This window comes from Sphingomonas sp. URJC2 (assembly GCF_059803575.1).
In genome coordinates this window covers 15,166-26,689 of the sequence record NZ_JAPFGX010000023.1, presented here as the reverse complement: position 1 = coordinate 26,689, position 11,524 = coordinate 15,166, and the positions used below count along the sequence as shown (strand labels likewise).

Genomic DNA, 11,524 nt, shown 5'->3' with positions numbered 1-11,524 from the left:
CGGGGCGACGGCAAAACCGGATCAGCCCCAGATGCGCGCGAAACGGTCGCCCAGCCCGGTCAGCAGCTCATATTGGCTGACGCCTGCTGCCTGAGCAGTGGCGGGGAGGGCGAAATCAAGTCCCAGCCAGTCGCCCTCGCGCAGCTCGGGCGCATCGGTCACGTCGACCGCGACCAGATCCATCGACACCCGCCCGCGCAGCGGCAGCCGCCGGTCGCCGGCCAGCGCCGTGCCATGCCCGGTCAGCGCGCGCGGATAGCCATCGGCATAGCCGAGATTGAGGATCGCGATCTCGCTGTCGCCGGGCGCGGTCCACAGCGCGTTATAGCCGACGCCCGCCCCCGCCGGCACGCGCCGGCGCTGGAGGATCTGCGCTTCGGGGAAGGCGACCTGCGCGATGGCTCCGGCCGCCTCGCCGCGCGGCACGCCGCCATAGAGCGCAAGGCCGGGCCGGGTCAGGTCCAGCGCATAATCCGGCCCCAGACAGATGCCCGCCGAGTTGGCAAGGCTCAGCCGCTGATGGGCGACGCGCGGCGCGACGGCGAGCAGCTCTGCCCGCTGCGCCGCGTTCGACGCCCGGTCCTCATCGGCCGAGGCGAGGTGGCTCATCAGCGTGTCGGCGGCGATCCCGTCGAGCAGCCCGGCGGCGATATCGGCCGGCGACAGGCCCAGCCGGTTGATCCCGGTATCGACCATCACGTCGCACGGCCCGCCCCCGGCGGCGCGCCAGCGCTGCACCTGTTCGGGGCTGTTGAGCACCGGCCGCGCGGAGATGCTTGCCGCAAGCGCCATGTCTTCGACGCGGACACCGTGCAGCACCGACAGCGTCACGCCCTCCGGCAACGGCATCAGCGCCGCCGCCTCGGCCCAGGTCGCGACGAAGAAATCGCGGCATCCGGCGGCCGCCAGCCGGTCCATGACCGCCCGCGCGCCCAGCCCATAGCCATCGGCCTTGATCGCCGCCCCGCAGGCCGCGGCACCGCCGCGTGCGCGCAGCCAGCGCCAATTGGCGACAAGGGCGGCACCGTCGAGGCGCAGGCGGAGCGGGGCGGGGATGGTCACACCCCCGGCGCTAGCGCGCAGAGCGCCCAAGGTCGAGGGGGCAGCTGTGCCGGGTCGGGCCGGCGCGGCGCTGCCGTCCCGTCCCCTCAGCCATGCAGGTCGAGATCGCCGCGCCTCAGGAACAGCGCCGTCACCAGCGCCGCCATCGCCACCACCGCCCAGCAATACCACAGGCCCGAATAGGGATCGCCGGTCTTGGCGATGATCAGCTGGCTGACAAAGGGCAGGAAGCCGCCGAAATAGCCGGTGCCGATATGATAGGGGATCGACATCGAGCTGTAGCGGATGCGCGCCGGAAACAGCTCGGTCAGCAGCGCCGCGACCGGGCCATAGGTCATGCCCGACAGCGCGCTGAGCGCCATGATGCCGGCAAGGATGATCAGGATGTCGGCGGTGCCCGGCCGCACCCGGCCAAGATCATAGCCGGCCTCGGCCAGCGCCCTGTCCAGTTCGTCGGCGGTCGGATAGTCGCCCGCGCTCATCCGCGCATCGCCGATGATCACGCCGGTCAGGCTGGCATCGGTCGCATAGGGGACGCCGCGTTTCGACAGCATGTCGAGCGCCTGCCCGCACGGCGTCGCCTGCGTCTTGGCGAAGGGATTGTAGCGGCAATCGGCCCCGCCGACGACGATCGGCGCGCGCCGCGCGGCATCCGACAGCCCCGGATTGGCGGCATTGCCCATCATCGTGAAGATCGGGAACAGGAACAGCAGCGTCAGCAGATAGCCGACCAGAATCGGCGTCTTGCGGCCGACCTTGTCCGACAGCCAGCCGAACAGCACGAAGAAGATCAGCCCCGCCGCCGCGCCCAGCCCGACCAGCAGCTGCGCGACCGCCGGTTCGAGCTTCATCGCATTTTGCAGGAAATAGAGCGCCTGGAACATCGCCGTGTACCAGATCACGGTCAGCCCCGCCGCGATGCCGAACAGGGCGACGAACAGCCGCCGGCCATTGCCCGGATAGTTGAAGGTTTCCTTGAGCGGGTTCTGCGCCGTTTCCCCGGCTTCCTTCATCGCGCGGAACACCGGGCTTTCCGACAGCTTCAGCCGCATCCACAGCGAAATCGCCAGCAGCACCAGCGAGAACAGGAACGGGATGCGCCAGCCCCAGGCATTCCACGCCGCCTCGCCCAGCGCCGCCTCGGTCGCCAGCACCACGGCCAGCGACAGGATGAAACCGCCGGCCACCGATCCCTGGATGAAGCTGGTGTAGAAGCCGCGCCGCGCGGCGCTGGCATGTTCGGCGACATAGATGGCCGCGCCGCCATATTCGCCGCCCAGCGCCAGCCCCTGCACGACGCGCAGGAGCAGCAGGATCACCGGCGCTGCCACCCCGATGGTCGCGGCCGACGGCACCATGCCGACCGCCGCCGTCGCCAGCCCCATCAGCGTGATGGTGACGAGGAAGGTGTATTTGCGCCCCAGCCGGTCGCCCAGATAGCCGAACAGCACCGCGCCCAGCGGCCGGACGCCGAAGCCGACGGCAAAGCCCGCCAGCGCGAGCAGCAGCTGCGCGACCTCGCTGTCGGCGGGAAAGAAGGTGCGCCCGATGATCGCGGCCAGCGTGCCGTAGATGAAGAAATCATACCATTCGAACACGGTGCCGAGTGCGGAGGCGGTGATCACCAGCCGCACATCGCTGGTGCTCAGTTCCTCCGCCGGTCGGGCTGCCAGGCTTGCCACGCGGTTTATCCCCCCTGTCCCACTGCTTGTCGCTTTGCCCATCTGCTAAAGGGGGTTGCGGTTCAGAACAACCGCCCACCGTCCGGAACGGGCCGGTCGGGGGCGATCAGCACCACCGCCCCCTCAGCATCGGGCAGGCCGAGCGTCAGCACGTCCGACATCATCGGGCCGATCTGGCGCGGGGGAAAGTTGACCACCGCCAGCACCTGCCGGCCGATCAGCTGCTCCGGGGTGTGATGGCGGGTGATCTGCGCGCTCGATTTTTTCCGCCCCAGCTGGGGGCCGAAATCGATGACCAGCCGGAGCGCGGGCTTGCGTGCTTCGGGAAACGGCTCGGCGGAAACGATGGTGCCGACGCGGATGTCGACGCGTTCGAAATCGTCCCAGGCGATCATCATGGCGGCCCCGAAGCAGCGGGTGCGGCGGCATCATGGCCAGCCGCGTCAGGGTTGGCCGGGCCGCAGCATGTCGTGCGCGGCCCGGCCCCTTGCGTCACTTGGCGGGCTTGACGAACTTGAGCGTCATCCGGTCGCTCTCGCCGATCGCGGCATAGCGGGCGCGGTCGGTGTCGCCTTCGGCAAAGCTCGGCGGCAGCGTCCACACGCCCTTGGGATAATCGGCGGTGTCCTTGGGATTGGCATTGGCCTCGGACGCACCGGCAAAGCGGAAACCGGCGGCTTCGGCAAGGCGGCGGACGGTCGAGGTCTTCAGATAACCGCTCGACTGTTCGCGCGCCGCATCCGCCGTCTCGGGCAGCCGGTGCTCGACAATGCCCAGCACGCCGCCCGGCTTCAGCATCTCGAACATCTCGCGGAATGCCTTTTCGGCATAATCGGCTTTGGCCGGATCGCCCGAACCCATCCGCCAGTTATGCACGTTGCGGAACGTCAGCACGACATCGGCGGTGCCGGGCGCAACCGGGGTGCCGCCCAGAAAGCCCGGAAAGCTCGCCTGGCCGACCTTGCCGTAAAGCGCGGCGTCGGTGGCGAGGAACTTGGCATAACGGTCGGCCGCGCGCAGCGGCTGCGCCCCGATCAGCTTGCCCTTGGCCGCCAGATAGGGGGCCAGGATCTCGCTATACCAGCCGCCCATCGGCCAGATTTCGACCACCGTGTCGGTCGGCTTCACGCCGAAAAAGCTCAGCGTCTCGACCGGGTGGCGATATTGGTCGCGCGCGCGGTTGGCGGCGCTGCGGTGCGCGCCCGCCGCCGCCAGTTCCAGCGCCTTGCGCTCCACGCCCGATTTGGCCGCGGCCCCGGCCATGGTCGCTCCGGCCCCGCCAAGGGCAACGGCCGCAAGCAGGGCCGCGATGATCTTCGCACGCATCGGCATTCCTCCATTATCGCTGTGCGGCCGACATTGGTGTCTGGCCATGACAGTTGCAAGGCGGGCCGGTGCGGTTTGTCGGTCAGCGCATCCTTTGGTCGAAAAACGCCCAGGCCTCCTCGGCGAACTCGATGTCGCGATTCTGCGGCGCGGTGTCGGCATCCTGGCGCACCGACAGGCTTGGCACCTTGTGGCCGCCGCCGTCGAGCCGCCACCAGATCACCGGGGCGGTGCCGGCATAGACATGTTCGACCGCCGGGCCGCCATCGCTGGTATCGCGGTCGACCGTGCGGATGACCGGCGTGACGCCGGTAAGCGCGTTGATCGCCAGAAACCGGTCGCGCGTCGCCACCGCCGAAATCACCCGCCCGCGCACGCACAGCGGCGCATCGGCAACACAGCCGCCCGGATAGGGCATCAGCACCGTATCCCCGGTCGCCATCGTCATCAGCGCGGGCACCGCGCGCTGCGGCCCCGATGTGCACAGCCCCGCTTCCGGCCGCTCGGGCAGCTGCCCCGCCGAAGTGGCGATGCCGGCGATGCGGTCGGCGCGTTCAAAGGCGTAGCGGAAGGTCATCAGCGCGCCATTGGAATGGCCGGTCATGAACACCGCCCCCGCGCCCAGCCCCAGCTCGCTTTGCAGCCGGGCGATCAGCGCGTCGAGAAAGGCGGTGTCGCGCGCCTGTTCCTCCACCGCCGGGGCGTCGCTGCGGCAGTCGTTCCAATTGCCGTCAATCGCGCTGGGATAGACGGCGGCAAAGCCGGCCCGGTCGGCGACCGTGCGGAACACCGACTGGGCGGACTGGGTGGCCGCGTTCAGCCCGCTGCCGCCGCCGCCATGCAGCACCAGCACCAGCGCGCGCGGCCGCCCGGTCGGCGGCATATGGACCAGAAAGCTGCGCTCGACCCCGTCGACGCGGATCGTCGCCGCGCTCAGCCCCGCTGGATAGGGGGCAGGCGACGGGGCCGGTGTCGGCCCGGGCGGGGGCAGGGTCGGCGGCGGCAGCGTCGGTGGTGCGGGGGCGGGGGCTGGTGCCGGCGCGGGTGAGGGCGCAGGCGCGCCGCCGCCGCCACAGCCGGGCAGGGCGAGCGCGAGCATCAGGGCGGGAGCGATGGTCCGGATCATGTCACCTCCGCATGCCTCAACGCATGTGGCGGGGCAAACCTTCGCGTTACAGACAGGCCTCGAGGAAGGGCTGTTCAAAGCCGAATTGCTTGGCCTTTTCCAGCGTATAGGGCCTCAGCCCCATCGCCCGGTATTCGCCGATGATCTTGCCGTCGGCGGTTTCGTCCAGATATTCGAACTTGAACAATTCCTGGGTGACGATCACCGGGCCTTCCATCCCGATCACCTCGGTGATGTTGGTCACGCGGCGCGAGCCGTCGCGCAGGCGCTTCACCTGCACGATCAGGTCGACCGAATCCGCGATCTGGCGGCTGATCGCTTCCTTCGGCACCTTGATGTCGGACATCATCACCATGTTCTCCATACGCGCCAGCGCCTCGCGCGGGCTGTTGGAGTGCAGGGTGCACATCGATCCGTCATGGCCGGTGTTCATCGCCGCGAGCATGTCGAAACATTCCGAGCCGCGGATTTCGCCCAGGATGATCCGGTCGGGGCGCATACGCAGCGCGTTGATGACGAGATCGCGGATGGTGATCGCGCCCTGACCTTCCAGATTGGCCGGGCGGGTTTCAAGCGGCAGCCAGTGCGGCTGCTGGAGCCGCAGTTCGGCCGCGTCCTCGATGGTGATCACGCGCTCGCCCGGATCGATCATCTTGGACAAGGCGTTGAGCATCGTCGTCTTGCCCGAGCCGGTGCCGCCCGAGATGACGATGTTGAACCGGCACGCCCCCGCAATCTTGAGCGCGGTCGCCATTTTCGGGCTCATCGAGCCAAAGCCGGCCATCATGTCGAGCGTGATCGGCTTGGCGGAGAATTTGCGGATCGAGATCGCGGTGCCGCGCAGCGACAGCGGCGGCACGATCACGTTGACGCGGCTGCCATCCTTCAGGCGCGCATCGGCGAGCGGCGTCGTCTGGTCGACGCGGCGGCCGACCTGATTGACGATGCGCTGCGCGATCTGGAACAGATGCTCCTCGTCGCGGAACTGGATGTTGGCGACTTCCAGCTTGCCCTTGCGCTCGACAAAGGTCTGGTCGGGGCCGTTGACCATGATGTCGGAGATGTTGGGATCGGCGAGCAGCTCCTCGAGCGGCCCGAGGCCGAGCAGCTCGTCGACCAGCACCTTTTCGAGCGCGAATTGCTCGCGGCGGTTGAGCGTCAGCTTCAGCTCGGCGAGCACTTCGCCGATGATCGGGCTGAACTCCTCGGCCAGCTCGTCCTTGGACAGGGCGGCCGCGGCTTCAGGGTCGACACGCTCGAGCAGGCGCGGCAGCACCTGTTCCTTGATGCGGTGGATCGAGGCCTCGAACCCTTCCTGGCGGGATGCGGCGGCCTCGCCGGATGCGGCCTCGCGGCTCGCAAGCCGGGCCATCGCGTCCATCTGCACCGGCGGCGGGGCATCGCCGTCAATGCTGGGCAGCGGCGGAAACTGCTCGGCGCTGGGTGGGGTCTCGACCGGGCGCGGTGCGGGCGCGGGCGCGCCCCCCTGCATCGGCCGGGCAACCCCGAAAGCGGGACGGCTGGGCAGGCCGGCCGCTCCCCCGCGTTTGCCAAAAGCGCTCATCCCCGTGCGTCACCTTCCATGCTTGTCCCGGTGAATAGACCGGAAACTTTTACGGAAGTGCTAACCGGGATCAGGCGGACAAAGCGGGGGAAGCGGGGGGCCTCTACGCGTGCGCGCGCGCGAAGGCGGGAGCCTTCACGGCGGCCATGCCGGTCCGACGCCGCCGGATCGCGGTGCCGACCACGCCAAAGCCCGCGATCATCATCGCCCAGCTGGCCGGCTCCGGCACCGGGGCGAGGTTGAACTGGGTGACCATGTCGCGGAACAGCGCCGACTGGACGGCGGCGGTCGGGTGGACGCCGTCGAACGAGAAGATGCCGGCACAGCCGGTCGCCTGGGCGCGGGCCTGGATGCAGGTCGTGTCGGTGCGCAGGCTGGGCAGGCCCAGCGAGCCCGGATCGGTCGCGACCCGGCCGAAAAAGTCGATATAGGAATAGCGCATCAGGTTGGTATCGGACGCCAGCGTCAGCCCGTCGAGCCGCGCCTGAAGCAGCTGGTCGACCTTCAGCGCCAGCGGATCGGTCGAGTTCGGGATGCCGGTGATGAGGATGTTGCGCGCGCCCAGCTGGTCAAGCGTCGTCACCGCATTGGCATAGATGCTGACCAGTGCTTCGATATAGGCCTCGGCATCGCCGATCGGATTGAGCGCATTGGGGTTGCCCGCGGCAAAGCGGCCCAGCGCGAAGATGTCGTTCCCCCCCATGTTGAGGATGTAGAGCGCGTTAGCATCGCCGGCAGCTGCCCCCTGTCGTGCGATATATGCGCCCAGCTGCGGCGTCAGGTCGGGGATGGTGTCGGTCGTGTCGCTGACGATCCGCGCGCCGCCGAACGCGAAATTATTGCCGCCGCGCAGGGATGCGGTCGTGGCCGTGCCGAACAGCTGATAGTTGATGTAATCGACATAGTTATAGCCGTTGGTGAACCGGCCGGGGAAATAGCCGGCGGCCTGATTCGGCGTCGCGCCCCCGGTCACGACGGCGATGTTGCCGGCATCGACCAGGCTGTCGCCGAACACATAAAGCGACGAGAATCGCGGGTTTGCCGTAGCGGCAGTGCCATGGGCCGCCAGCAAAGCTGCGCAGGCTGTGGCCGCCATCTTCAGGGCACGGATCATGATCGTCCTCCTCTCCTTGTTGTTTTCGGGAGAAAAGGTGCGGAGCGATCACGCCGCTGGCAAGGAAAATGGTTAAGCTTTGATGACGGCCGGCGGCACTGCACCGCCACGGGACAGATGCGCCGCCCGAGAAAGGTCTCCGATCCGATTGCATCGGATCGGCCGCTCCAGGCCTTTGGTTTGCCGCATTTTCCGGGTCGCCGGGTGAGTCTACCCGGCTTGCAAATGCTCTGGGCCGGCTGCGGGACCGTGGCGCGGCCCCGCCGGGCGCGGCGGTTCAGCCCGCCCGGTCGGCGAGCACGGTCAGCCCGCGATCGTTGATCTCGGCAAAGCCGCCCTCGACCGGGATCGCCACCGGCTCGGCGCCCGGCGCGGCAAACACCAGCAGCACACCGTCGCGCAGCGTCGAGACGAAGGGCGCATGGCCTTCGAGCACGCCGAAGTCGCCCTCGGTGCCGGGCACCGTCACCATATGCACGTCCGCCGAACGGACGAGCTTTTCGGGAGTCACGAGTTCGAAGCGCAGGGGCATGGAAAGACCTGTCAGTTGGACTGGTTGGACACTTTGAGGTCACCCGCCAGGAAGCTGACTTCCAGCTGGACAACATCGCGTTCTTCGGCCGTCAGAGTCGGCCATTGCATCAACATTCGAATGCCGAAGGCCGGCTCATCAGGCCTCGGCAGACGCTTGTACCAAAGCCACTGCACCATAGCGACACCCGGCCCGGATTCGACCGATTTAAACAGCGTCCACCCCGCCCCGGTCAGCTGTTCGCCGAGTTGCCGCCCGAGCGCGGGTGCGTCGTCCGCGCCGGTCAGCATCACGTCGCACGCGCCGCCGGCATAAAGCACCGCCCAGGCCGATCCCGCCGTGCTGGGAAAGCGAAGATAGGCTTGCAACGGATACGCTCGCGCCGCCGGCTGAGCCGCCGCGAACCGCTGCACGAGCGGCGGTACCTTGGAGACTGGCTTGACGACCCCGCTCTGGAAGTTGCCGACGTAGAACTCGGCGACGTCAAAGGGGACCGTGACGTCCGAGGTCTGGACTGCACCCTCACAGAATGCGGCCGCAGACCTGAACGCTTCCAGCGGGGCAGCAGGCCCGCTGGCCGGGGCGGCCTGCGACGCGGCGAGCGCCAACAGAACCGCCGCTGCCATTACGCCGCTTCAGCCAGCTTCTTGGCCTTTTCGACCGCCTCGTCGATGCCGCCGACCATGTAGAAGGCGGATTCCGGCAGATGGTCATATTCGCCGTTGACCACCGCCTTGAACGACCGGATCGTGTCTTCCAGCTGGACGAACTTGCCCGGAATGCCGGTGAACACTTCGGCGACGTGGAAGGGCTGCGACAGGAAGCGCTGGATCTTGCGCGCGCGGGCGACGGTCAGCTTGTCCTCTTCCGACAGCTCGTCCATCCCGAGGATGGCGATGATGTCCTGCAGCGACTTGTACTTCTGCAGGATCGACTGCACGGCGCGCGCGGTTTCGTAATGATCCTGGCCGACGACGCGCGGTTCGAGCACGCGGCTGGTCGAATCGAGCGGATCGACGGCCGGGTAGATGCCCAGTTCCGAAATCGCACGGCTGAGCACGGTCGTCGCGTCGAGGTGCGCGAACGAGGTGGCCGGGGCCGGATCGGTCAGGTCGTCCGCGGGCACGTAGATCGCCTGCACCGAGGTGATCGAGCCCTTGTTGGTCGAGGTGATCCGTTCCTGCAGCGCGCCCATGTCGGTGGCGAGCGTCGGCTGATAGCCCACCGCCGAGGGGATGCGGCCGAGCAGCGCCGACACTTCCGAACCCGCCTGGGTGAAGCGGAAGATGTTGTCGACGAAGAACAGCACGTCCTGGCCTTCGACGTCGCGGAAATATTCGGCGATGGTCAGGCCCGACAGGGCGACGCGGGCACGCGCGCCCGGCGGCTCGTTCATCTGGCCATAGACGAGCGCGACCTTCGAGCCGTCGCTGGTCGGGTTGCCGTCCGCATCCTTGGCGATGACGCCGGCATCGAGGAACTCGTGATACAGGTCATTGCCTTCGCGGGTGCGCTCACCCACGCCCGCGAACACCGAGGTGCCGCCATGGCCCTTGGCGATGTTGTTGATCAGCTCCTGGATGAGCACGGTCTTGCCGACGCCCGCGCCGCCGAACAGGCCGATCTTGCCGCCCTTGGCATAAGGCGCGAGCAGGTCGATGACCTTGATCCCGGTGACGAGGATGCTCGCCTCGGTCGACTGGTCGATGAACGCCGGCGCCTCGGCATGGATCGGGGCATGGGTGTCGGCACCGATCGGGCCGCGCTCGTCGATCGGCTCGCCGACCACGTTCATGATGCGGCCGAGCGTCTTGGGGCCGACGGGAACGCGGATCTGCGCGCCGGTGTCGGTCACGGGCTGGCCGCGGGTCAGGCCCTCGGTCGAGTCCATCGCGATGGTGCGGACGAGATTCTCACCCAGATGCTGGGCGACCTCGAGCACGAGGCGCTGGCCGTTATTGTCGGTCTCCAGCGCCGACAGGATCGCCGGCAGCGTCTGATCGAAGGCGACGTCGACGACGGCGCCGATCACCTGCGAGATGCGGCCGACATTGGGGGTGGTTTCTGCTGCTGCGCTAGCCATCGCGTTGTCCTTGCCTTCGTTCCTGTCGCCCCGTGCCGGTGCGGCAGGGGATGTTCGCTAAAGTTACAGGGCTTCCGCGCCCGAGATGATTTCGACCAGTTCGGTGGTGATCGCCGCCTGGCGCGTGCGGTTATACTGGATGGTCAGGCGGTTGATCATGTCGCCGGCATTGCGGGTCGCATTGTCCATCGCGGTCATCTGCGCGCCGAAGAAGCCAGCCTGGTTTTCAAGCAGCGCCGAATAGATCTGGATCGCCACATTCTTGGGCAGCAGATCAGCGAGGATCGCTTCCTCGTCGGGTTCATATTCGACTGCCGCCGACGCGCCGGCCCCCGCGGCCGCGCCGCCGGTGTCGATCGCCGCCGGGATGATCTGCCGCGCGACCGGTTCCTGCACCAGCGCCGACTGGAAGCGCGAGAAGATCAGGTGCGCGACATCGAACTCGCCGGCGTCGAAGCGGGCGATCAGGTCGCGGGCGATTGCCTGCGCATCGTCGAACCGCGCGGTCTTGGCATGGCTCATGTCGTGATCGGCAAGGATCATCGACGGGAAGAAGCGGCGGATCGCCGCCCGGCCCTTGCGGCCGACAATGTAGAACCGCACCGTCTTGCCGGCCGCGATCAGCTCCTCGGCCTTGCGGCGGGCGAGGCGGACGATGTTTGTGTTGAAGCCGCCGGCCAGCCCGCGCTCGGACGTTGCGACGACGATCAGGTGCACGGCGTCGCGGCCGGTGCCCGCCAGCAGCCGCGGCGTGGCGGCGCTGATCGTCACCCGCCCGGCAAGCGAGGCCATCACCGCGCCCAGCCGCTCGGCATAGGGGCGGCCGGCCATGGCCGCGTCCTGCGCGCGCTTCAGCTTGGCGGCGGCGACGGTCTTCATCGCCTTGGTGATCTTCTGCGTCGACTTCACCGAGCCGATGCGGATTTTGAGCGCCTTGAGACTGGCCATCTGGTCAAGCTTCCGGTCTGGCGGGCGGGCCGGGTGCGCTGTCGCCCCGGCCGCCTGCCGCAAACGGGAGGGAACGCCCCTCCCGTT

General features: G+C 68.2%; 10 protein-coding genes and 2 pseudogenes. All 12 read right to left on the bottom strand.

Annotated features, from left to right (window positions below; genetic code table 11):
* Positions 1–21 precede the first annotated feature (21 nt).
* A complete protein-coding gene (locus tag OPU66_RS09830) occupies positions 22–1,056 on the bottom strand; it encodes an alanine racemase (RefSeq protein ID WP_498553463.1) in 1,035 nt (344 codons plus the stop codon).
* 92 nt (positions 1,057–1,148) lie between these two features.
* A complete protein-coding gene (locus OPU66_RS09825; RefSeq protein ID WP_498553447.1) occupies positions 1,149–2,744 on the bottom strand; it encodes an MFS transporter in 1,596 nt (531 codons plus the stop codon).
* A gap of 62 nt (positions 2,745–2,806) precedes the next feature.
* Positions 2,807–3,139, bottom strand: coding sequence for a tRNA-binding protein (locus tag OPU66_RS09820; RefSeq protein ID WP_498553462.1), 333 nt, complete (start codon positions 3,137–3,139; stop codon positions 2,807–2,809).
* Positions 3,140–3,236: 97 nt separating this feature from the next.
* Positions 3,237–4,070 carry a class I SAM-dependent methyltransferase gene (locus OPU66_RS09815; protein WP_498553446.1) on the bottom strand — a complete coding sequence of 278 codons (834 nt, stop codon included), beginning with the start codon at positions 4,068–4,070 and terminating at the stop codon, positions 3,237–3,239.
* Between the two features lie 82 nt (positions 4,071–4,152).
* On the bottom strand, positions 4,153–5,196 hold the full coding sequence (locus OPU66_RS09810) for a CE1 family esterase (protein WP_498553445.1): 1,044 nt from the start codon (positions 5,194–5,196) through the stop codon (positions 4,153–4,155).
* A 46-nt stretch (positions 5,197–5,242) separates the two neighbouring features.
* Entirely contained in the window at positions 5,243–6,760 is a 1,518-nt protein-coding gene (locus OPU66_RS09805; protein ID WP_498553444.1) for a TadA family conjugal transfer-associated ATPase, read from the bottom strand.
* Between the two features lie 103 nt (positions 6,761–6,863).
* Positions 6,864–6,995: pseudogene (locus tag OPU66_RS09800) on the bottom strand (PEPxxWA-CTERM sorting domain-containing protein); the annotation flags it as partial.
* A gap of 36 nt (positions 6,996–7,031) precedes the next feature.
* Positions 7,032–7,856 (bottom strand): annotated as a pseudogene (locus tag OPU66_RS09795) (SGNH/GDSL hydrolase family protein); the annotation flags it as partial.
* Between the two features lie 295 nt (positions 7,857–8,151).
* Complete coding sequence (locus OPU66_RS09790; RefSeq protein ID WP_498553443.1) at positions 8,152–8,406, bottom strand: ATP synthase F1 subunit epsilon; 255 nt, start codon at positions 8,404–8,406, stop codon at positions 8,152–8,154.
* Between the two features lie 11 nt (positions 8,407–8,417).
* Positions 8,418–9,032, bottom strand: coding sequence for a hypothetical protein (locus OPU66_RS09785; protein WP_498553442.1), 615 nt, complete (start codon positions 9,030–9,032; stop codon positions 8,418–8,420).
* Positions 9,032–10,489, bottom strand: a complete 1,458-nt coding sequence (atpD, locus tag OPU66_RS09780; RefSeq protein ID WP_498553441.1) for a F0F1 ATP synthase subunit beta — start codon at positions 10,487–10,489, stop codon at positions 9,032–9,034. The genes OPU66_RS09785 and atpD overlap by 1 nt, the downstream gene beginning before the upstream one ends.
* A gap of 63 nt (positions 10,490–10,552) precedes the next feature.
* The gene (locus OPU66_RS09775) at positions 10,553–11,437 is read right to left on the bottom strand and encodes a F0F1 ATP synthase subunit gamma (protein WP_498553440.1); all 885 of its coding nucleotides are present in this window, start codon (positions 11,435–11,437) and stop codon (positions 10,553–10,555) included.
* Positions 11,438–11,524: the final 87 nt, after the last annotated feature.